General features: G+C 74.1%; 19 protein-coding genes. 15 read left to right on the top strand and 4 right to left on the bottom strand.

What is annotated here, in order from left to right; translation table 11 throughout:
• The first annotated feature begins 12 nt into the window (after positions 1-12).
• Together ACYU8I_RS02575 and ACYU8I_RS02570 are read left to right on the top strand one after the other, a co-directional pair.
• Entirely contained in the window at positions 13-1,158 is a 1,146-nt protein-coding gene (locus ACYU8I_RS02575) for an NAD-dependent epimerase/dehydratase family protein (protein WP_460837103.1), read from the top strand.
• On the top strand, positions 1,155-2,306 hold the full coding sequence (locus ACYU8I_RS02570; RefSeq protein ID WP_460837101.1) for a lysophospholipid acyltransferase family protein: 1,152 nt from the start codon (positions 1,155-1,157) through the stop codon (positions 2,304-2,306). The genes ACYU8I_RS02575 and ACYU8I_RS02570 overlap by 4 nt, the downstream gene beginning before the upstream one ends.
• A gap of 177 nt (positions 2,307-2,483) precedes the next feature.
• Here ACYU8I_RS02570 and ACYU8I_RS02565 read toward each other — a convergent pair whose 3' ends face one another.
• The 3 genes from ACYU8I_RS02565 to ACYU8I_RS02555 form a co-directional block, all read right to left on the bottom strand.
• The gene (locus ACYU8I_RS02565; protein ID WP_460837099.1) at positions 2,484-3,698 is read right to left on the bottom strand and encodes a DUF5667 domain-containing protein; all 1,215 of its coding nucleotides are present in this window, start codon (positions 3,696-3,698) and stop codon (positions 2,484-2,486) included.
• A gap of 127 nt (positions 3,699-3,825) precedes the next feature.
• Positions 3,826-4,569 (bottom strand): sigma-70 family RNA polymerase sigma factor, encoded by a 744-nt coding sequence (locus ACYU8I_RS02560; RefSeq protein ID WP_460837097.1) that lies wholly within the window; start codon positions 4,567-4,569, stop codon positions 3,826-3,828.
• Between the two features lie 122 nt (positions 4,570-4,691).
• Positions 4,692-5,612, bottom strand: a complete 921-nt coding sequence (locus ACYU8I_RS02555; RefSeq protein WP_460837094.1) for an HAD family hydrolase — start codon at positions 5,610-5,612, stop codon at positions 4,692-4,694.
• Positions 5,613-5,639: 27 nt separating this feature from the next.
• Here ACYU8I_RS02555 and ACYU8I_RS02550 point away from each other — a divergent pair, with 27 nt between their 5' ends.
• The 7 genes from ACYU8I_RS02550 to hemB all read left to right on the top strand — a co-directional run bounded on the left by ACYU8I_RS02550 (position 5,640) and on the right by hemB (position 13,279).
• Positions 5,640-7,259, top strand: coding sequence for a class I adenylate-forming enzyme family protein (locus ACYU8I_RS02550; RefSeq protein WP_460837092.1), 1,620 nt, complete (start codon positions 5,640-5,642; stop codon positions 7,257-7,259).
• Positions 7,256-7,492 (top strand): glutaredoxin family protein, encoded by a 237-nt coding sequence (locus ACYU8I_RS02545; RefSeq protein ID WP_460837091.1) that lies wholly within the window; start codon positions 7,256-7,258, stop codon positions 7,490-7,492. The genes ACYU8I_RS02550 and ACYU8I_RS02545 overlap by 4 nt, the downstream gene beginning before the upstream one ends.
• A gap of 96 nt (positions 7,493-7,588) precedes the next feature.
• On the top strand, positions 7,589-8,305 hold the full coding sequence (locus ACYU8I_RS02540; RefSeq protein WP_460837088.1) for a redox-sensing transcriptional repressor Rex: 717 nt from the start codon (positions 7,589-7,591) through the stop codon (positions 8,303-8,305).
• A complete protein-coding gene (locus ACYU8I_RS02535; RefSeq protein WP_460837086.1) occupies positions 8,302-9,597 on the top strand; it encodes a glutamyl-tRNA reductase in 1,296 nt (431 codons plus the stop codon). Before ACYU8I_RS02540 ends, ACYU8I_RS02535 begins: the two co-directional genes overlap by 4 nt.
• Positions 9,594-10,547: a hydroxymethylbilane synthase gene (hemC, locus tag ACYU8I_RS02530; protein ID WP_460837084.1), complete on the top strand. Its 954-nt coding sequence runs from the start codon at positions 9,594-9,596 to the stop codon at positions 10,545-10,547. Before ACYU8I_RS02535 ends, hemC begins: the two co-directional genes overlap by 4 nt.
• A 66-nt stretch (positions 10,548-10,613) precedes the next feature.
• Positions 10,614-12,284 carry a bifunctional uroporphyrinogen-III C-methyltransferase/uroporphyrinogen-III synthase gene (locus tag ACYU8I_RS02525; RefSeq protein ID WP_460837082.1) on the top strand — a complete coding sequence of 557 codons (1,671 nt, stop codon included), beginning with the start codon at positions 10,614-10,616 and terminating at the stop codon, positions 12,282-12,284.
• An 8-nt stretch (positions 12,285-12,292) separates the two neighbouring features.
• Complete coding sequence (gene hemB / locus ACYU8I_RS02520; protein WP_460837080.1) at positions 12,293-13,279, top strand: porphobilinogen synthase; 987 nt, start codon at positions 12,293-12,295, stop codon at positions 13,277-13,279.
• Between the two features lie 66 nt (positions 13,280-13,345).
• Here hemB and ACYU8I_RS02515 read toward each other — a convergent pair whose 3' ends face one another.
• Positions 13,346-14,578 carry a lytic transglycosylase domain-containing protein gene (locus tag ACYU8I_RS02515; protein WP_460837078.1) on the bottom strand — a complete coding sequence of 411 codons (1,233 nt, stop codon included), beginning with the start codon at positions 14,576-14,578 and terminating at the stop codon, positions 13,346-13,348.
• A gap of 302 nt (positions 14,579-14,880) precedes the next feature.
• Between ACYU8I_RS02515 and hemL the strand changes: the two genes are divergently transcribed.
• From hemL to ccsB, 6 genes are read left to right on the top strand one after another with little or no spacing between them, the layout of a single operon-like run.
• Complete coding sequence (gene hemL / locus ACYU8I_RS02510) at positions 14,881-16,239, top strand: glutamate-1-semialdehyde 2,1-aminomutase (RefSeq protein ID WP_460837077.1); 1,359 nt, start codon at positions 14,881-14,883, stop codon at positions 16,237-16,239.
• Entirely contained in the window at positions 16,236-16,946 is a 711-nt protein-coding gene (locus ACYU8I_RS02505) for a histidine phosphatase family protein (protein WP_460837075.1), read from the top strand. The genes hemL and ACYU8I_RS02505 overlap by 4 nt, the downstream gene beginning before the upstream one ends.
• Entirely contained in the window at positions 16,943-17,521 is a 579-nt protein-coding gene (locus ACYU8I_RS02500) for a TlpA disulfide reductase family protein (protein WP_460837072.1), read from the top strand. The genes ACYU8I_RS02505 and ACYU8I_RS02500 overlap by 4 nt, the downstream gene beginning before the upstream one ends.
• Positions 17,518-18,288, top strand: coding sequence for a cytochrome c biogenesis CcdA family protein (locus ACYU8I_RS02495; protein WP_460837070.1), 771 nt, complete (start codon positions 17,518-17,520; stop codon positions 18,286-18,288). Before ACYU8I_RS02500 ends, ACYU8I_RS02495 begins: the two co-directional genes overlap by 4 nt.
• The gene (gene resB / locus ACYU8I_RS02490) at positions 18,285-19,919 is read left to right on the top strand and encodes a cytochrome c biogenesis protein ResB (RefSeq protein ID WP_460837067.1); all 1,635 of its coding nucleotides are present in this window, start codon (positions 18,285-18,287) and stop codon (positions 19,917-19,919) included. The genes ACYU8I_RS02495 and resB overlap by 4 nt, the downstream gene beginning before the upstream one ends.
• Positions 19,916-20,905: a c-type cytochrome biogenesis protein CcsB gene (gene ccsB, locus ACYU8I_RS02485; RefSeq protein ID WP_460837065.1), complete on the top strand. Its 990-nt coding sequence runs from the start codon at positions 19,916-19,918 to the stop codon at positions 20,903-20,905. The genes resB and ccsB overlap by 4 nt, the downstream gene beginning before the upstream one ends.
• Positions 20,906-20,951 lie beyond the last annotated feature (46 nt).

Here is a 20,951-nt window from a genome sequence, read left to right as displayed (position 1 = left end):
GGACCCTCCCCGATGGGGCAGGTCGTGCTGGTCACCGGTGTCGCCGGTGATCTCGGGCGTCGCGTCGCGGCGCAGCTGTCCACCGCCCCCGGTGTCGACCGGGTCGTCGGTGTCGACGTGCTGCCCCCACGCGGCGACCTCGGCGCGGCCGACTTCGTGCGTGCCGACATCCGCAACCCGGTGATCGCCAAGGTCATGGTGCGCGAGCGGGTCGACACGGTCGTGCACACGAGCGTCAACGCGACGGCGGCCGCCGCCGGTGGTCGGGCCTCCACCAAGGAGCTCAACGTCATCGGCACGATGCAGCTGCTCGCTGCCTGCCAGCAGTCGCCCGAGGTGCGCAAGCTGGTGCTGAAGTCGAGCGCGTCCTTCTACGGCGCCTCGCACCGCGACCCGGCGATGTTCACCGAGCAGATGACCGCCAAGCGGCTGCCCGGCGGCGGCTACGCCAAGGACGTCACCGAGGTCGAGTCCTACACCCGCGGCTTCGCGCGTCGGCGACCCGACGTCGGTGTCACCACGCTGCGCCTGGCCAACGTCATCGGCCCGACCATCACCTCGGGCATGAGCGGCTACTTCGGCCTGGCCGTCGTGCCGACCGTGCTGGGGTTCAACCCCCGCATGCAGTTCCTGCACGAGCAGGACGCCCTCGACGTGCTCCAGCACGCCACCACCCGCGACGTGACCGGCACCTACAACGTCGCCGGCGACGGCATGCTCACCCTGTCCCAGGCCGTACGCCGCCTCGGCCGCCCGACGCTGCCCCTGCCCGGTGCGCTGGTGCCGACCTTCGGGCAGACCCTCCGCCAGACCAAGGTCGCCGACTTCTCGCCGGACGCGGTGGCCTTCCTGACCTACGGCCGCGGCCTCGACACCACCCGCATGCGGAGCATGCTGGGCTTCGAGCCGGCCCACACCAGCGCGGAGGCGTTCGAGAGCTTCGTGGCCTCGCTGCGCCCGGGCCCCCTGGCGCCCCCGCGGGTGCGCGCGGTCGAGCAGGGGCTCGTGGGGGCGATGCGTGGTCTCGGCCCCCAGCCCGGCCCCGAGGCCCTGCCGGCCTGGCGCGACGACGAGGCCGACGAGCGACCGGCCCACGAACCGGCCGACGAACCGGCCGGGCGGGCCGACGTGCCCCGTGACGTGGAGGAGCTGCGATGAGCGGCGACGCCGAGATCATCCCGCTGGGCACGCGCGGGCGTCCCGGACGTGGGTCCGGGTCGAGCCGGCCGTCGAGCGGCTCACGAGGGCTCGCCCCGGGCCGGGCCGCGCGCCGTGAGCCCGCGGAGCAGGCCGTCGCCGAGCCCGCCGAGGGTGCACCCGCCCTCGAGGCCGCGGCCTTCGCACCGCCGGCACCGGAGCCGGCCGAGCCCACCCGGGCCCCCGCCCGCACCGAGCACCGCCAGCCCGGCCCGTCGATCTCGCCGGCCGAGTGGCTCTCCGCGATCACGCAGGGTGCCCGCGAGGTCTTCGGCGAGCAGTGGGAGCCGCGCCTGGCCGAGCTGCTGGCGTTCCTGCGGCGGCGCATCACGGGTGACTACGAGGTCGACGACTTCGGCTTCGACCCCGAGCTGACCGACAGTCTGCTGCTGGCGATCGTGCGACCGCTCGCCGAGAAGTGGTTCCGCGTCGAGGTGCTCGGGCTCGACAACGTGCCCACCCACGGCGGCGCGCTCGTGGTCTCCAACCACTCCGGCACCGTCCCGATCGACGGCGTCATCACCGCCTTCAGCGTCCGCGAGCACACCGGCCGCCACCTGCGCGCCCTGGGCGCCGACCTGGTCTTCCGGCTGCCCGTCGTCAGCGACGTCTTCCGACGCGGCGGCGCCACCCTGGCCTGCCACGAGGACGCCGAGCGGATGCTGCGCAGCGGCGAGCTGGTCGGGGTCTGGCCCGAGGGCTTCAAGGGGATCGGCAAGCCCTTCAGCGAGCGATACAAGCTGCAGCGCTTCGGTCGCGGCGGCTTCGTCTCGGCCGCGATCCGCACCGGCGTCCCGATCGTCCCCGTCTCCGTCGTCGGCGCCGAGGAGATCTACCCACTGATCGGCAACGTGCCGTCACTGGCCCGCCTGCTCGGCCTGCCGTACCTGCCGATCACGCCGCTGTTCCCGCTGCTCGGCCCGCTGGGCGCCGTACCCCTGCCCTCGAAGTGGCTGATCGAGTTCGGCGAGCCCATCCGCACCGACGACTACGAGCCGGGTGCCGCCGACGACCCCATGCTGGTCTTCAACGTCACCGACCAGGTCCGCGAGTCGATCCAGCAGACTCTCTACACCCTGCTGATGAAGCGCCGCTCCGTCTTCTCCTGAGCCGAACCGCCTGGGGACGCGTCTTCTCGTCGCGCACGAGCGGAAGTGCCAGCCGCGGTTCCTCGTGCGACGAGCCTCCGGGCTGGCTCTCGCGTGAGACCGGGACGTCGAGTCGCCGGGGGTCTGATCTCGCGGAAACAGCCGACGACCAGGCCGTGCCGAACCGGGCGGGGAGGGTCAGCGCGTGAGGCCGCTGACGCCGTCGATCGCCTCGTCGACGGTGTCGGTGAGGCCGCCGACGGTGCCGCCGAGGGCGGTGTCGCGCGGCACCACGGAGCGCACGGTGCCGGTGAGGCCGCCGACGAGACCGTCGACGGCGTCGGTGGCGCCCTTGACGGTGCCGCCGACCGCACCTCCGACGGCACCTCCGACCGCGTCGGTCGTGGTCAGCAGGGTGCTGGCGACGGGGCCGCGCGGTGACTCGGTGAGGACCGGCCACGCCTCGCCGCTCGGCAGCACGGGCGTGGTGTCGGCCTGCGACTCCGCGGCGCGCCCGAGGGCGCGCACCTGGGCGGGGTCGAGCCCCGACAGGGCGTCGGCGTCGATGCGGGCCTGCTGCGCGGGCGCGACGAGGAGGCTGGCCAGGCTGGCGGCCGCGGCGCCGTCGCCGAGGGAGGCCGGCAGCGAGACCGCGGAGCCGGGGCCGCAGGCCGGGCAGACGCGAAGGGCCTCGGCGTCGATGGCCCCGAGGCTGTCGGCCACCTGCACCAGCGTGCCCTCGAGGTCGGCGTCGCCCCGGGCGAGGTCGTCGAGGCGGGGCATCGAGGTGGCGGTGAAGTCGCGGACGTCGCTGACGGCCGCCGGGTCGCCCGACGCGGCGTAGTCGGCCAGCAGCTCGGTCGAGCCCTGCTCGGAGAAGCTGCGGAACTCCTCGATCGTGCGCGCCACCAGCGCGGTGTCGGCGCCGCGCTCCTGCAGCGCCAGCGCCTCGTCGAGCCGGGTGGTGGCCCGGCGCAGGTCGGAGGAGCCGTCGGACCCGGGCTGCACCGCCGCGACGACGGCCTCGCCGCCGCGCTTGATCGGGTAGAGCGGGTCGCCGGGCAGCGCGCCCTGGGCCGCGGCGGCCATGCCGGCGGTGCCGCCGACGACGACGAGCGACGCGGCCACGGTGGCCAGGCGACGCCGCACGGGCGACGACGACGGAGCGGTGGCGGGCGACGTGAGCCGCTGCGGTGCCGGGGCGGCGACCAGCTCGGTCTCGGCCGCGGCCATGAGGCGCTCGCGCAGGTCGGCGGAGAAGTCGGGACGGGGCGAGACAGCGGGATGGGAGGTCAGCAGGGACACCGTGCGCACCAGCTCGGCGTGGCGCTCGGCCACGTCGGGCGCGGCCCGGCCGGTGAGGGCGTCGTGCAGCTCGTCGGCGTGCTGCCGCGAGCGGAAGAGGGAGGTCATGCGCCTGGTCCTGAGGTCGAGAGGGTCGAGACGAGGGAAGACCCGCTGCTGGAGAACCACCCCGTCAGCTGCACCAACGACTCCGAGCACCGACGGGTCATGCCCGTCTCACATTCCGACATCCCGGTCATCGCAGCTCCTCCGGGATGGCCTTGGCGAGGTTGCGCACGCCGCGCAGCTGCAGCTGCTTGACGGCCCCCGCGGAGCGACCGAGCACCTCCGCGGTCTCGGCGATCGACAACCCCTGCAGGAACCGCATCACCAGGCACTCGCGCTGCTCGGTCGGCAGTCCCTCGAGCGCCTCGAGCAGCACCTCGTTGGTGAGCGAGGCCAGCACCTCGGTCTCGGGCCCCTCGGTGCTGCTGTCGAGCGTGCGGGTGTCCTCGGTGGTGTGCTCGAGCCGGGTGCGGCTCGCCTTGAAGTGGTCGGTGGCGAGGTTGCGGGCGATGGTGGTCAGCCAGGCGCCGAAGTCCTTGCCCTGCCACCGGAACGACGACATCGAGCGCAGCGCGCGGAAGAACGTCTCCGAGGTGAGGTCCTCCGCCAGCGTCACCGACCCGACGCGGTAGTAGAGGAAGCGGTAGACGCTGCCGTGGTAGTGGTCGTAGAGCGCGCCGAACGCCGCGGAGTCACCGCCGCGGGCCAGCTCGACCAGGGCGATGAGCCGCCGGCCCTCCGCCTCGTCGTCGGCCGACGACGCCGCCTGGTCGTGGTCGTCGGGCCGGGTCCCACCGCCGCTGCCGGGGCCGCTACCGGGGGTGACGCGGGCGGTGGTGCCGCCGGAGGCCTGGCTGAGCAGCCACGCCGCGTCGAGCACGGCGACGCGCAGCGCGTCCAGGCCGCTGCTGCGCAGCCCCTGCTCGACAGCCATGTGGTCTCCCCGCCGGCGGGGTGCCGGCTCCCTCGTCTCCTCCGCGAGGATACGTCGTCGGTGCACGCCCGTGGACCCGAACGTGAACCTGGACACATCGGACCCTCACGCAGGTCAGGGCGCTACTGCACCTTGCGTCGTACGGCGGCTCCGGCCGCAGCGGTGCCCGCGAGGGCCCCGGCCAGGCCGGCGGCGACCATGCCCGCGCGGGCCGCCTTGCGGCCGGTGCGGTAGTCGCGGACGCGCCAGCCCTCCTTGCGGGCGTGCTCGCGCAGCCGGGCGTCGGGGTTGATGGCGCAGGGGTCGCCGACGATCGTGAGCATCGGGAGGTCGTTGTAGGAGTCGGAGTACGCCGAGCAGCGCTCGAGGTCGAGGTCGAAGCGGTCGGCGAGCTCCTGCACCGCGACCGCCTTGGCCGAGCCGTGCAGCATCTCGCCGACGAGGCGGCCGGTGTAGACGCCGTCCTCGTGCTCGGCGACGGTGCCGAGCGCGCCGGTCAGGCCGAGCCGCTTGGCGATGATGGTGGCGATCTCGATCGGCGCCGCGGTCACGAGCCAGACCCGCTGTCCCTGGTCGAGGTGCAGCTGGGCGAGCGCCCGGGTGCCCGGCCAGATCCGGTGCGCCATCCGCTCGTCGAAGATCTCCTCACCGAGCGCCTCGAGCTCGGAGACGGTGTGGCCGGCGATGAAGGCCAGCGCCGAGGCCCGGGCGTCGGCGACGTGCTCGGGGTCCTCGACGCCGACGACGCGGAAGTAGGCCTGCTTCCAGGCGGCGCCCAGGATGTCGCGGGTGGTGAAGAACTCGCGGCGGTGCAGGCCACGGGCGAGGTGGAAGATCGATGCACCCTGCATGACGGTGTTGTCGACGTCGAAGAAGGCGGCGGCGTCCGGGTCGGGGGCGACGGTGAGCGCGCTCTCGACCTCGGCGACGGCCGCGGCGGCCTCGCCCGCGAGCTGCGAGCGGCGCTGCAGGTCGGGCGGTCGGGCCGGTCGCTTCGGGGAGCGGGACCGGCGACCGCCTGCTCGATCGCGCGGGGGTGTCACGCGGGCCACTGTGACAGACTCCGGCGGATGGAGCCGAACCTGGCCGAGCTGCTGACCAGGGCGCGGGGCGAGGAGCCGCACAAGACCGCCCTCTCGGAGGCTGCGACCGGCCGCAGCGCCACCTGGCTCGAGCTCGACGAGCTCGCCTGGGGCGTCGCTCGCGGGCTGTACGCCGCCGGGTTGGTCGCCGGGGTCCGGGTCGCGCTCCTGGTCACCCCGTGCGTCGAGTCCGTGGCGGCGTACCTCGGCACGCTGCGCGCCGGGATGGTGGCCGTGCCGGTCGACCCCGCGGCGCCGACCGGCGAGCTGGTGCGGGTGCTGGTCGACTCGGGCGCGCGCCTCGTGGTCTGCGACGGCGTCGGCGCCGACACCGTGCGGGCGGCGGTGCAGGGGCTGGGCGAGGCGCTCACGGCCGCGGGCCGCGACGCGACGAGCCGGCCGCGGGTCGTCACGGTCGGGGTCGAGCACGACGCCGGCGAGCGCTCCTGGGACGACCTCGTCGGCTCCGGCGCCGACCAGGCCGTGCCGTTGCGCGCCGACCCCGAGGCGCTCGCCGCGCTGCTCTACACCAGTGGGGCCTCCGGCCGGCCGCGCGCGGCGATGCTGACCCACCGCGCGCTGGTGACCAACGTCGACCAGGTCGCTCGGGGCGGGCCCTTCCTGCACGGCAACGACGTGGTGCTCGGCGTGGTGCCGCTGCACCACACCTACGGCCTGTGCGCCGTGCTGGGCCAGGTGCTGCGCCAGCACGCGCGACTGGTGCTCGTGCCGGAGTTCCACGCGGAGGGCTCGCTCGACATCGTCGAGGACGAGGCCGTCACCGTGGCGCCGCTGACGCCGTGGGCCGTCGAGGCGTGGCTGGGCGTGCCGGGGCTCGACGACCGGGTGGGTCCGCTGCGCCACGTCGTCAGCAGCGCGGCGGCGCTCGCCCCCGAGGCGGCCGCCGCCTTCACCGCCCGCACCGGCCTCCCGGTCCACCAGGGCTACGGCCTGACCGAGTGCGGACCGGTGGTGACCTCCACCCTGGTGCCCCCGCCCGGCGACCGGCCCGACGGCAGTCCCGACAGTGTCTCGAGGTCGGTCGGACGCGCGCTGCCCGGCGTCGAGCTCCGGCTGGTCGACGAGCGGGGCCACGACGCGGCACCCGGTGACCCGGGCGGGCTGCTCGTGCGAGGCCCGCAGCTGTTCTCGGGCTACTGGCCCGACGGGCGCGGCGGGCCGCGTGACGACGGGTGGTGGCCGACCGGCGACGTCGGGCTGCTCGACGAGTCCGGCGAGCTCCACCTGGTCGACCGCGAGCGCGACACCGTGCTGGTGGCCGGCTTCACCGTCTTCCCGGTCGAGGTCGAGGAGGTGGTCGGCGAGCTGGCGGAGGTCGGCGCCGTCGCCGTGGTCGGCGCGGAGGACCCCGACGGCCCGGGCGAGGTGGTGGTCGCCTTCGTCTGCCGCGCCGACGGCACCGAGCTGCTCGACGGCGCCGACCTCGCGCAGCAGGTGGTGCGCCACTGCGAGCAGCGGCTGGCCGGGTTCAAGGTGCCCGTCGCCGTCCACGTCGTCGACGACCTCCCCCGCACCGCGACCGGCAAGGTCCAGAAGGGCCGGCTGCGCGCCTGGGCCCGGGGCCGCGACGCGGAGCCGCTGCCGTGAGCGCGCGGGTGCTGGTCTACTCGCGGCAGGGCTGCCACCTGTGCGAGGTGGCCCTGGAGACGGTGGCGCGGGTCTGCGCCGACGTCGGGGCGACGTACGAGGTGGTCGACGTCGACACCGACCCTGCCCTGCAGCAGGAGCACGGCGAGCAGGTGCCGGTCACGCTGGTCGACGGACGGCGCCACGACTTCTGGCGCGTCGACGAGCGACGCCTCCGAGCCGCCCTCGCCTGAAGGGTCGGGGCCGCGTCGCGTGTGACTTCTCACATGTGCTAGCGCACCTCGGCCGCTGGTTTGTTCGCACGTTCACAAACTCCTACAGTCGGCCTGGTGAGCGGTTCGAGGATCCCCGAGGCGACGGTCGCCCGGCTCCCGGTCTACCTGCGGGCGCTCAACGCGATGCACGACGCCGGCACCGCCACCTGCTCGAGCCTCGAGCTCGCTCGAGCAGCCGGCGTCAACAGCGCCAAGCTGCGCAAGGACCTCTCGCACCTCGGCTCCTACGGCACCCGCGGCGTGGGCTACGACGTCGGCTACCTGCGCTACCAGATCGCGCGCGAGATCGGCCTGACGCAGGACTGGCCCGTGGTCGTCGTCGGCATCGGCAACCTCGGCCACGCGCTGGCCAACTACTCCGGCTTCAGCTCGCGCGGGTTCCGCACCGTCGCACTGCTCGACGCCGACCCCGCCCGGCGGGGCGAGCAGGTCGCGGGCCTGGCCATCCGGGGCTTCGACGAGCTCGACGACGTCGTCGCCGAGCACGGCGTCGTCATCGGCGTCATCGCCACGCCGGCCGCCGGGGCGCAGGAGGTGGCCGACCGGATGGTCGGTCTCGGCGTGCGCAGCATCCTCAACTTCGCCCCGACCATCCTCACGGTGCCCGAGGGCGTCGACGTGCGCCGCGTCGACCTGTCGAGCGAGCTGCAGATCCTCGCCTACCACGAGCAGCGCAAGGCCGGGCAGACGCCGGTGCCGGTGCCTGCGGCGGAGTCGCTGGCCGGGCCGGTTCCGGGGCCCGTCTCCGCCGGTGTCGGGGGTGGCGCATGAGCGTCCTCGTGGTCGGCATGTCCCACAAGACCGCGCCGCTGCCGCTGCTCGAGCGGGTCGCCCTCGACGGCGACGGCGCCGCCAAGCTGATCCGCGAGGTCAGCGACCTCGAGCACGTCACCGAGGCCACCGTGCTCTCGACCTGCAACCGCACCGAGGTCTACGCCGACGTCGACCGCTTCCACGGCAGCGTGGAGGAGATCAGCCGGCTCCTCGGCGAGCGCACGGGCCTCGACGTCGACCTCGTCAGCCACCTCTACGTGCTCTACGAGGACGGCGCGGTCTCCCACCTGTTCAACGTCGCCGCGGGCCTCGACAGCATGGTGGTGGGCGAGAGCCAGATCCTCGGCCAGGCCCGCGAGGCGCTGCGTGCGGGCCAGGAGGCCGGCACCATCGGCCCCGCCCTCAACGTGCTCTTCCAGCAGGCGCTGCGCGTCGGCAAGCGCTCGCACGCCGAGACCGACATCGACCGGGTCGCCCCCAGCGTGGTCGCCGCCGCGCTGGAGCGTGCGGAGCGGCACGTCGGGACCGTCGCCGGCAAGCACGTGCTGGTCGTCGGGGCCGGCTCCATGGCCGGGCTCACGGTCGCCACGGTCAGCCGCGCCGGCGCCGCCTCGGTGACCGTCGCCAACCGCACCCCCGAGCGCGCCGAGCGGCTCGCCCGGCAGTACGCCGCCCGCGCGATCTCGCTCGCCGAGCTCGGCTCCTACGACGGTCCGGTCGACGTGCTCGTCTCGTGCACCGGCGCGGCCGGCCAGGTGATCAGCGCGGCGGCTCTGGCCGAGCGGCGTACCCCCGCCTCCACGCCGACCGCCGTGCTCGACCTGGCGCTGCCGCGCGACGTCGACCCGGCCGTGGCGGCGCTCCCGGGCGTCCTGCTGGTCAGCCTCGAGACGCTCGCGGCCGAGCTGGGCGAGGCGCCCGGCGCGACCGACGTCGACGGGGTGAGGGAGATCGTGGGCCAGGAGCTCGCGGCCTTCCTCACCGCGCGTCGCAGCCGCAGCGTCACGCCGACCGTGGTCGCGCTGCGCACCATGGCCACCGGCGTGATGCAGCAGGAGCTCGCCCGGCTCGAGAGCCGGCTGCCCGGGCTCGACGCGACCTCGCGCGCCGAGGTCGAGGCGTCGCTGCGCCGCGTGGTCGAGAAGCTGCTCCACCAGCCGACCGTGCGGGTCAAGGAGCTCGCCAACGAGTCCGGCGCGATCTCGTACGCCGCTGCGCTCGCCGAGCTCTTCGCCCTCGACCCCGAGGCCGTGCAGGCCGTGACCCGGGCGGAGGTGGAGCGACCGTGACCGCCACGACCAGCCCCACCACGACCGGCACCCGCACCGTCCGGGTCGGCACCCGCGCCTCGGCGCTGGCGCGCACCCAGAGCGGCTGGGTGGCCGACCTGATCACCGAGCGCACCGGCCTGGCCACCGAGCTCGTCCACGTGCGCACCGAGGGCGACGTCAACGCCGCCCCGCTGGCCCAGATCGGCGGCACCGGCGTCTTCGTCAGCGCGCTGCGCGACGCGCTCCTGCACGGCGACGTCGACCTCGCCGTGCACTCGCTGAAGGACCTCCCGACCGGCGTCGCCGAGGGCATCGAGCTCGCCGCGGTGCCGGTGCGCGAGGACCCCCGCGACGTCGTGGTCGCCCGCGACGGCCTGACGCTCGGCGAGCTGCCGGCCGGCGCCCGCGTCGCCACCGGCTCCCCACGCCGCGTCGCCCAGATCGAGGCGCTCGGCCTCGGCGTCGCGCTCGTCGGCATCCGCGGCAACGTCGACAGCCGCATCGGCAAGGTCCGCTCGGGCGCGGTCGACGCCGTCGTGCTCGCCCGCGCCGGCCTGTCGCGGCTCGACCGGCTCGACGACGTCACCGAGGTGCTCGACCCGATCCAGGTGCTGCCGGCCCCCGGCCAGGGCGCCCTGGCGATCGAGTGCCGCACGGGCGACGACCTCGCCGCCCTGGTGCGCGACGCGCTCGACGACGCCGACTCCCGGGCCTGCGTCACCGCCGAGCGCACGCTGCTCGCGACGCTCGAGGCGGGCTGCTCCGCCCCGGTCGGCGCGCTCGCCGAAGTTGCGATGGGCGAGGTCGATGACGAACTCTGGGTGCGTGCAGTGGCGCTCGCGCCCGACGGCGGCGTCGCCGTGCGCCGCTCGGCCTCCGGGCCCCTGACCGAGCCCGAACGGCTCGGTCGGACCCTCGCCGAGGAGATGTTGGCCGAGGGCGCGGCCGACCTCATCCGGTCGGCCTGAGGCCCCCGGACCCGCCCCGCCCGAGATCCACCAGCCCCACCGAAGCTCCACCAGAAGAAGGCGATTGTGACCAAGCAGAAGACGTCCCGCTCGACCGGCACCGACCCCGCGTCGGGGCGCCCGGCGACCTGGGTCTCGTTCGTCGGCAGCGGCCCCGGTGACCCGGGCCTGCTGACCGTGCGTGCCCTCGAGCTGCTCCAGGCCGCCGAGGTGGTCGTCACCGAGGTGCCCGACCACGAGCCGCTGGTGCGTGCCCTGCTCGCGACGCCGGGCGACGACACGGCCGACGACACGGCCGGCCCGGTCTTCGTCGACGGTGGCTTCGGCGAGGACGGCCAGCCGCTGACCCACGCCGCCCGCGCCAAGGTCGTGGTCAAGCAGGCCAAGACCGGCAAGCGCGTGGTCCGGCTGATGGCGGGCGACCCCTTCCTCTACGCCTCCGGCCCCGAGGAGGCGCAGGCCTGCGTCAAGGCCGGTGTCGGCTTCGAGCTCGTGCCCGGCGTCTCGTCGGTCTCGGCCGTCCCGGCGTACGCCGGCATCCCGCTCACGACCAAGCACCACCGCGAGGTCGCCGTCGTCACCTGCGGCGACGCCAAGATCGACTGGTACGCCTACTCCTCGCACCCCACGCTGGTGCTGCTCTCGGCCGTCGGCTCGATCGGCGAGGTCGCCCAGCAGCTGATGGCGGCCGGCCGGGACGAGAGCACCCCGGTCGCGATGACGCGCACCGGCACGCTCACCACCCAGGAGACCGTCGTCTCCACCCTCGCCGACATCGCCGACGACGCCGCCGCGGCCGGCATGACGCCGCCCGCCGTCACCGTGGTCGGCCCCGTGGTCGACCTGCGCGAGACGCTGTCGTGGTTCGAGACCAAGCCGCTCTTCGGCTGGCGCGTGCTGGTGCCCCGCACCAAGGAGCAGGCGGGCTCGCTGTCGGCCTCGCTGCGTGGCTACGGCGCCGTGCCTGAGGAGGTCCCGACCATCTCGGTCGAGCCGCCCCGCAACCCCCAGCAGATGGACAAGGCCGTCCGCGGCCTCGTCGAGGGCCGCTACGAGTGGATCGCCTTCACCTCGGTCAACGCCGTGCGTGCCGTGCGCGAGAAGTTCGAGGAGTACGGCCTCGACGCCCGCGCGTTCTCGGGCCTGAAGATCGCCGCGGTCGGCGAGAAGACCGCCGGCTACCTCGCCGAGTGGGGCCTCAACGCCGACCTGGTGCCCTCGGGCGAGCAGTCGGCGCGCGGCCTGCTCGACGACTGGCCGCCCTTCGACGACGTGCTCGACCCGATCAACCGGGTCTTCCTGCCGCGCGCCGACATCGCCACCGAGACCCTGGTGGCGGGCCTGGTCGAGCTGGGCTGGGAGGTCGACGACGTCACGGCCTACCGCACCGTGCGGGCGGCGCCGCCGCCGGCGCCGACCCGCGAGGCCATCAAGACCGGCAAGTTCGACGCCGTCGTCTTCACCTCGTCCTCGACCGTGCGCAACCTCGTCGGCATCGCCGGCAAGCCGCACACCGCGACGATCATCGCGGTCATCGGTCCGGCCACCGCCAAGACCGCCGAGGAGCACGGCCTGCGCGTCGACGTCATGGCGCCGAACCCGTCGGTGGAGGAGCTCGTCGACGCGCTGGCCGACTTCGGTGCCGCGCGCCGCGCGTCGCTGCTCGAGTCGGGCCAGCCGGTGACCAAGCCGTCGCAGCGCCGCACGCCGACGCGGCGTCGTACCGGCTCGAAGTAGGCGCCCGGGTGCGCGAGTTCCCCGTCGTCCGCCCGCGTCGGCTGCGCCGCACCCCGGCGCTGCGGCGCCTGGTCTCCGAGACCGCGGTGCGCCCCTCGCAGCTGGTGCTGCCGGTCTTCGTCGCCGAGGGCCTGACGGAGCCACGCCCGATCGGCTCGATGCCGGGCGTGCTGCAGCACAGCCGCGACAGCCTGCGCGCGGCGGCCGCCGAGGCCGTCGAGGCGGGGCTCGGCGGCATCATGCTGTTCGGTCTGCCCGAGGAGCACACGAAGGACGCCACCGGCTCGCAGGCCCTCGAGCCCGGCGGCATCCTCAACGTCGCGATCTCCGACGTCGTGGGCGAGGTCGGTGACGACCTCGTCGTCATGGCCGACCTGTGCCTCGACGAGTTCACCGACCACGGCCACTGCGGCGTGCTCGACCCCGACGGCTGGGTCGACAACGACCGCACGCTGGCGGCGTACCAGCAGATGGCGGTCGTGCAGGCCGAGGCCGGCGTCGACCTGGTCGGCCCCAGCGGGATGATGGACGGGCAGGTCGCGGCCGTGCGCGAGGCGCTCGACCACCACGACCACTCCGGGGTCGGCGTGCTCGCCTACTCCGCCAAGTACGCCTCGCCCGCCTTCGGGCCCTTCCGCGAGGCCGTCAACTCCTCGCTGCAGGGCGACCGGCGCACCTACCAGCAGGACCCCGCCAACGGCCGCGAGGGCGTGCGCGAGGCGCTGCTCGACGTCGCCGAGGGTGCCGACCTCGTCATGGTGAAGCCGGCGATGTCCTACCTCGACGTCGTCGCCGCGGTGCGGCAGGCCGTGAGCGTGCCGGTCGCGACGTACCACGTGTCGGGGGAGTACGCCATGGTCGAGGCCGCCGCCGAGCGCGGCTGGATCGACCGCGACGCCGTGATGCTGGAGCAGCTGACCGCCTGCGTGCGGGCCGGCTCCGACGTCGTGCTCACCTACTGGGCGATGGACGCCGCCCGGCTGCTGCGCGGCTGAGACCCGCCTGACGCACGAGGACCCCCGGCCACCGGCCGGGGGTCCTCGTCGTTGCTGTCAGGTGCTTCAGCCGCCGAGCAGCTTGGTGACACAGGCCGCGACGTTCAGCGGGTTTGAGACAGTGCATCGAGCCGTCGCTTCGGCACGGGTGAGGGTCTCCCGGACCGGCTCTGTGACCGGGGCGGTCGCCCCGCCGGTCGCGTCGTCGACGCCCTTGGTGACATCCTTGACGGCGTCACCGGTCTTGCCGACGACGTCGCCCACGACACCACCCGAACCGCCGCTGGTGCCACCCGTGTTTCCACCCGTCGAGCCACCCGGGATGAGGCCACCGCCGGTCGAACCGCCGGTGCTGCCGCCGGTGGAGCCGCCGGTCGAGCCGCCGGTGCCACCAGCCTGCTGCTGCTGACGCTGCTTGCGCTCGCGGACCTCGCGCTGCTTCTTGGCCTGGTAGCCGCGCTCGATGGTCGAGGAGTAGCTGGGCGAGAAGGTGCCGCCGCCCTGGGTGCCGGAGGGCACGGCGGTGAAGTCACCGGAGGAGTAGGCCTCCATGATGCGCAGGACGAGCTGGCCGTACTCGGTGCTGCGGTTGTAGCGCATCAGCGCGGTCTCCTGGCCGGCGCGCTCGGAGAGGTCCTCGTCGCCGGAGCAGAGGTAGACCGCGGCGGCGAGAGCGGCGTCGTTGATGTCCTGGGGGTTCCGCTCGCCGTCGCCGTTGGCGTCGACCTTGACGACCTGCCAGGTCGAGGGGATGAACTGCATGCCGCCGACGGCGCGGTCCCAGACCTTGTCCTTGTCGAGCAGACCGGCGTCGGTGTCGTTGATGGCCGCGGTGCCGTTGCTGCCGTTGAGCGGGATGCCGTAGATGCCGGGCTTGCTGACGCCCTCGTCGGAGAGGGTGTTGCCGCCGTAGCGACCGTGGTCGGACTCGACGCGGCCGACCGCGGCGATGAGCTCCCACGGGATCCCGCAGCCCTTGTCCGCGCTGTCGATGATCTGGGCGGCGCGCTGGTAGGCCGAGAGCGCCGCGGCGGGGATGCCGTTGCTCGAGGCGCCGGCGACGACCGAGTCGGCGGCACCCTCGGGCACGGCAGGCGCGACGACGCCCGGCTGCGGCACGCTGGCCGGGGCCTCGATGGCGTCGCTCGGCACCGTGGTGCCGTCGGGCAGCGACGCCGCCTGGGTGGTCTCGTCGGCGGTGGCGCTGCTGCTGAACAGGCTGGCGGTCCACACGCCCGACAGCAGGGCCAGCGGCGCGAGCGTGAGCGCCTTGCTGCGCGGTGACAGGACAGACGGCATTGCTAGGACGTTCCTCCCCTTTGGTGCTTCCGCGCCGTTGTCCCCGAGAGACGCGATGTGACCTCAACGACACCCTGCCCGTGGAGTCACGGGGCAAACCTCGTGTGAAGCCCGTCACGTCGGACGACGCGGACCCAACTCTACGGCCGTTCCGGACAGGTGTCCGGCGACCGGTGGCAAATTCTTACCTGTGGGTAGCACGCCTGTGCACCCCACGTGGTGGAGATCACGTCGGTGACCTGCCGCACCCAGGGTGCTCCCGCCGCCTGCGGCCCCAGGGGCCGTCGGCGACAATGGGACACGTGGCAGCTCACGACGACCGACCCGCCCCGGGTGGCCCCTCCCCGGCCCCCGTCTCCGCCGAGTGGTTCGACCGGGCCCAGGTGGTCACGCCCGGAGGGGTCAACTCACCCGTGCGGGCGTTCAACGCGGTGGGCGGCACGCCCCGCTTCATGGTGTCGGGCGAGGGTGCCTGGCTCACCGACGCCGACGGGCGCCGCTACGTCGACCTGATCTGCTCCTGGGGCCCGCTGCTCCTCGGCCACGCCCACCCCGAGGTGCAGGCGCGCGTCGCCGAGGCCGTCGCGCGGGGCACGTCGTACGGCACCCCGACGCGCAGCGAGGTCGAGCTCGCCGAGGAGATCGTCGCGCGCACCCCGGTCGAGAAGGTGCGGCTGGTCTCGTCCGGCACCGAGGCGACCATGTCGGCGATCCGGCTGGCCCGCGGCTTCACCGGCCGCGACGTCGTGGTCAAGTTCGCCGGCTGCTACCACGGCCACGTCGACTCCCTGCTGGCCGAGGCCGGCAGCGGCCTCGCCACCCACGCCGTGGCCGGCACCCCAGGGGTGCCCGCCGCGTCCGTCGAGGCGACCGTGGTGCTGCCCTTCAACGACCGCGAGGCCGTACGCCGCCTCTTCGCCGAGCGCGGCGCCGAGATCGCGTGCCTGGTCACGGAGGCCTCGCCCGGCAACATGGGCGTGGTGCCGCCCGAGCCCGGCTTCAACGCCTTCCTCGCCGAGACCTGCGCCGCCCATGGCGCGCTGTTCGTCAGCGACGAGGTGATGACCGGCTTCCGGGTCTCGCGCTCGGGCCAGTGGGGCCGCGACGGCGCGGTCGAGGGCTGGCGGCCCGACCTGGTGACCTTCGGCAAGGTGATGGGCGGCGGCTTCCCGGCGGCGGCCTTCGGCGGCCGCGCCGACGTCATGGGCCGGCTCTCGCCCGAGGGGCCCGTCTACCAGGCCGGCACGCTGTCGGGGAACCCCGTGGCGACGACGGCCGGGCTGACGACGCTGCGGCTGGCCACCGACGAGGTCTACGCCCACGTCGACGCGGCGGCGAGCGAGCTCGGCACCGCCGCGGGCGAGCACCTGACGAAGGCCGGGGTGCCCCACGTGGTGCAGGCCCAGGGCAACATGTTCTCGGTGTTCCTGGGCGTCGAGGGGCCCGTCCGCGACTTCGCCGACGCCTCCGCGCAGAGCACCGGCGCCTACCGGGCGTTCTTCCACAGCATGCTCGAGCAGGGGGTCTACCTGCCGCCGAGCGCCTTCGAGGCGTGGTTCCTCTCCGCCGCGCACGACGACGCCGCGATCGAGCACGTCGTCGCCGCGCTGCCGCGCGCCTGCGAGGCAGCGGCTCGCGAGCTCGAGGGGGTGTCGGCATGAGCGGCCCGCTGAGCGGTGGCGACCGCACCACCGTCCACCTGCTGCGCCACGGCGAGGTCTACAACCCCGACGGCATCCTCTACGGCCGCGCCGACGGCTACCACCTCTCCACGCTCGGCCGCCGCATGGCCGACCGCGTCGCCGACCGCGTGGGGCACCGCGACATCGTCGCCGTCGTGTCCTCGCCGCTCGAGCGCGCCCAGGAGACGGCCGCTCCGCTGGCCCGGGCCCGCGGGGTCGAGGTCGAGACCGACGAGCGCGTCATCGAGTCGACCTCGGTCTTCGCGGGCCAGCGCTTCGGCGTGCGGCGCTCGATCCTGCGCTCGCCGGAGGTCTGGAAGCACCTGTGGAACCCGATGCGCCCGTCGTGGGGCGAGCCCTACCGCGACATCGCCGAGCGGATGCTCGCGACCGTCGCCGACGTGCGCGACCGGGCCCGCGGCCACGAGGCGGTGATCGTCTCCCACCAGCTGCCGATCTGGACGACGCGACTGGCCGCCGAGGGACGCTCCTTCCTGCACGACCCGCGCAAGCGCCACTGCACGCTGTGCAGCCTCACCTCCTTCACCTACGACGGTGACCGGCTGGTGCAGATCGGCTACAGCGAGCCCGCCGGCGACCTGATCCCCGTCGCCGACCGGGGCAAGGTCTTCTCCGCAGGCGGCAAGGGGGAGACGCCGCCGCCCCGGCCCGGGCCGGCGTCGTGAGGCGCGCCCTCGCCGTCCTGTTCGCCGTCGTGCTGCTCGCGCTCGCCGGCTGCTCCGACGACACCCCGAGCGCCGGCGACAAGGGCTACGTCGACGGCAAGGGCATCGTCACCCGGCTCGCGCCCGACGAGCGCCGCGAGCTCGCAGGCCCGCTCGAGGGCGAGACCCTCGAGGGCGAGGAGGTGACGCCCGCCGACCTCGAGGGCAAGGTCACGGTCGTCAACGTCTGGTACGCCACCTGCCCGCCGTGCCGCAAGGAGGCGCCGCTGCTCGCGGAGGTCGCCGACCAGCTGGCCGACGACGACGTGGTCTTCCTCGGCATCAACAACCGCGACACCGACCAGAGCCAGGCGCTGGCCTTCCAGCGGCGCTTCGAGGTGCCCTACCCCACGCTGTGGGACCCGACCGGCCGCACGCTGCTCTCCTTCGCCGGCACGCTGCCGCCCAACGCGGTGCCCAGCACGGTCGTGCTCGACCGCGAGGGCCGGGTGGCAGCCAGCATCATCGGCGAGGTCACCAGCGCGAGCACCCTGACCGGGCTCGTCGAGGACGTGCGCGACGGGGTGCGCCCGTGACGCTGGTGCCGTACGACGTGGGGTCCTGGTTCGCCGGCCAGGCCCTCGACGGCACGCTGCTGCTCGCGGTGCCGGTCGCGCTGGTCGCCGGGCTCGTGTCCTTCCTCAGCCCCTGCGTCGTCCCGCTCGTCCCGGGCTACCTCTCCTACGCCACCGGCCTGTCGGGCGCCGACCTGGCCGACGCGAGGCGCGGGCGGATGCTGGCCGGCTCGCTGCTCTTCGTGGCCGGCTTCACCGCCGTCTTCGTCTCCTACGGCACCCTCTTCGGCGCCGTCGGGCTGTGGCTGCAGACCTACGACCAGCAGCTGACCTACGTGCTCGGCGGCGTCACCATCGTGCTCGGCCTCGTCTTCATGGGGGCGGTGCCGTTCCTGCAGCGTGACGTCCGGGTCCACTCCGTGCCCCGGGTCGGCGTGGCCGCCGCGCCGCTGCTCGGCGCGCTGTTCGCCATCGGCTGGGCGCCCTGCCTGGGGCCGACGCTGAGCGCGGTCCTGGCGCTGTCGTTCAGCGAGGGCTCGGCCGGTCGCGGTGCCTTCCTCACGGCCGTCTACTGCTTCGGCCTCGGCCTGCCCTTCGTGCTGGTGGCCCTGGGCTACCGGCGCATGATGGGCCGGTTGGCGTGGCTGCGACGACACCAGCGGGCCATCACCGTGGCCGGGGGAGCCATGCTGGTGGCGACGGGCGTGCTGCTCGTGACCGGCGTGTGGTTCGAGCTCATCGACACCGTGCGCGGCCTCTTCCCCGACGACTTCACCACGGCGGTATGACGATGGCGGTCGACACCACCACCCCCACCTCGGCCCCGGCGCCCCCGCCGTCGGAGCCCCCTTCGCTGTCCCCGCGCGAGCTGGCCCGGTGGGCGTGGCGGCAGCTCACCTCGATGCGCACCGCGCTGATCCTGCTCTTCCTGCTCGCCCTGGCCGCCGTGCCCGGATCGGTCGTGCCGCAGGAGGACGTCGACCCCGGCCGGGTCTCGCGCTGGCAGGAGCAGCACCCCACGCTGACGCCGGTCTACGAGTGGCTGGGGCTGTTCTCGGTCTACGACTCGGTCTGGTTCTCGGCCGTCTACCTGCTGCTCATGGTCTCGCTGGTGGGCTGCATCGTGCCGCGCACCCGCGTCTACTGGCGGGCGCTGCGCGCCCAGCCGCCCCGCACCCCGCGACGCCTCGAGCGCCTGCCCGACCACCGCGAGGTCGAGGTCGACGCCTCGCCCGAGGAGGTGCTCGCCGCAGCCCGCCAGCGGCTGCGGGCGCGGCGCTACCGCGTGCGCAAGGACGACGACGGCGCCGACTCCGTCTCGGCCGAGCGCGGCTACTCGCGCGAGGCCGGCAACCTCGTCTTCCACCTGTCGATCATCGTGGTGCTCGTCGGCTTCGCCATGGGCTCGCTGCTCGGCTTCCGCGCCGGCAAGATCGTCGTGGTCGGCAGCGGGTTCTCCAACAACCTCAGCCAGTACGACGAGTTCTCCGCCGGCGCCTTCTTCGACCCCGGCTCCCTGGCCCCCTTCGACGTCACCATCGACGGCTTCGACCTCGACTTCATCGAGGAGGGCCGCCAGCGCGGCATGGCCTCGCAGTTCCGCGCCGAGACCACCTACCGGTCCTCGCTCGACGCCCCGCCCGAGCAGCGCGAGCTGGCCGTCAACCACCCGCTCAAGGTCGACGACACGAACGTCTTCCTCATCGGCCACGGCTACGCCCCCCAGATCACCGTGCGCGACGGCGACGGCGACGTCGTCACCTCCGGCCCCCGTGTCTTCCTGCCCGACGACGCGACCTTCCGCTCCTTCGGCGTGCTCGAGGTGCCCGACACCACCGACGCCGAGGGCGAGCCGGTGCAGCTCGGGCTGCAGGGCGAGTTCTACCCGACCTTCGCCCTCGTCGGCGGCGACCCCCAGACGCTCTTCCCCGACGCCCGCAACCCGGTCGTCTCGATGCTCGTCTACACCGGCGACCTCGGCATCGACGGCGGCGTCCCCAAGTCGGCGTACGCCCTCGACCTCGACGGCCTCGAGCAGGTGACCGACCCCGACGGCAAGCCGCTGCGCATCGACCTCGCCCTCGGGCAGACCGTGGAGCTGCCCGACGGCCTCGGCACGGTCAGCTTCGACGGCCTCGACCGGTTCGTGCGGCTCGACGTCGCCGAGACCCCCGGCCAGACCACCGCGCTCGTCGGCGTCGTGCTGGCCCTGCTCGGCCTGCTCGGCTCGCTCTACGTGCGCCCGCGCCGCGTGTGGGTGCGCGTGCGCCGCCTCGACGGCGCGGCGGGCGGCGAGCAGGCCGGGCGTACGCTCGTCACCGTCGCAGGACTCGACCGCAGCTCCGGTGGTGACCTGACCGACGAGCTCGACGAGCTCGTCGCCCACCTGCGCCGTCACACCCCCGAGGAGTCGTCGTGACCCACACGCAGTTCGAGGTGCTCAGCAACCAGGCCGTCGCGGCCTGCGCCGTCGTCTACTTCCTGGCCTTCCTGGCCCACATGTGGCAGTGGGCGGTCGGGCGGCGCGTCGCCGAGGCGCCCCAGCGCGAGCTCGTCGGCACCGACGGCGCGACCGTGCCCGACGGGCCGGCCGCCGGCCCGGCCGAGGGGGCGGCGTACCTCTCCGAGGACGCGGAGCCGGTCATGCGCGCCCGCCGCGTCGGCATCGCGCTGACGGCCGTCGCGGCCGTCGGCCACCTCGTCGCGGTCTTCACGCGCGGCCTCGCGGCCGACCCGGTGCGGGTGCCCTGGGGCAACATGTACGAGTTCACGCTCACCGGCACGCTCGTGGTGACGCTGCTCTACCTCGCGCTCTACCGCCGCTACTCGCTCGGCTGGCTCTCGCCCGTCGTGACCGGCTTCGTGCTGGTCACGCTGATGGTCGACGTGCTCGCGCTCTACGAGCCCGTGGTGCCGCTGCAGGACTCCCTGCAGTCGCCGTGGCTGGTCATCCACGTGATCGCGGCGATCATCGCCACCGGCGCCTTCACCATCGGTGGCATGTGCTCGGCGCTCTACCTGGTCAAGTCCCGCTGGCAGGACAAGCACGGCGGCGTCCCCGACAACGGCGGCTACCTCTCGCGACTGCCCTCGCTCGCGGTGCTCGACCGGATCGCCTACCGCACCCACGCCTTCGGCTTCCCGATCTGGACCTTCGCGGCCCTCATCACCGGCCCGATCTGGGCGCACTACGCGTGGGGCCGCTACTGGGGCTGGGACCCCAAGGAGGTGTGGGCCTTCATCACCTGGGTGGTGTACGCCGCCTACCTCCACGCCCGCGCCACGTCGGGCTGGAAGGGCTACTCGGCCGCCCTGATCGCCCTGGTCGGCCTCGCCACCCTGTGGTTCAACTTCGTCGGGATCAACTTCTTCTTCGGCTCCGGCTCGATGCACTCCTACGCCTGAGCGCACCGGCCCGCGCCGCGCCCGTCCCGGTGAGGGGCGGGCTGTC

The sequence above is a fragment of the Nocardioides marmoraquaticus genome (genome assembly GCF_054777915.1).
Note: the sequence above shows the minus strand (reverse complement) of the source record. Positions and strands in the feature narration are given on the sequence as shown.

Excerpts from the sequence above, each read along its gene's own strand:
- ACYU8I_RS02565 (WP_460837099.1), bottom strand. The coding sequence starts at position 3,698 with ATGACCTCCCTCTTCCGCTCGCGGCAGCACGCCGACGAGCTGCACGAC.
- ACYU8I_RS02515 (WP_460837078.1), bottom strand. The coding sequence starts at position 14,578 with ATGCCGTCTGTCCTGTCACCGCGCAGCAAGGCGCTCACGCTCGCGCCG.
- ACYU8I_RS02560 (WP_460837097.1), bottom strand. The coding sequence starts at position 4,569 with ATGGCTGTCGAGCAGGGGCTGCGCAGCAGCGGCCTGGACGCGCTGCGC.
- ACYU8I_RS02575 (WP_460837103.1), top strand. The coding sequence starts at position 13 with ATGGGGCAGGTCGTGCTGGTCACCGGTGTCGCCGGTGATCTCGGGCGT.
- ACYU8I_RS02550 (WP_460837092.1), top strand. The coding sequence starts at position 5,640 with ATGGAGCCGAACCTGGCCGAGCTGCTGACCAGGGCGCGGGGCGAGGAG.
- ACYU8I_RS02570 (WP_460837101.1), top strand. The coding sequence starts at position 1,155 with ATGAGCGGCGACGCCGAGATCATCCCGCTGGGCACGCGCGGGCGTCCC.
- resB (WP_460837067.1), top strand. The coding sequence starts at position 18,285 with ATGACGATGGCGGTCGACACCACCACCCCCACCTCGGCCCCGGCGCCC.
- ACYU8I_RS02535 (WP_460837086.1), top strand. The coding sequence starts at position 8,302 with ATGAGCGTCCTCGTGGTCGGCATGTCCCACAAGACCGCGCCGCTGCCG.
- ACYU8I_RS02505 (WP_460837075.1), top strand. The coding sequence starts at position 16,236 with ATGAGCGGCCCGCTGAGCGGTGGCGACCGCACCACCGTCCACCTGCTG.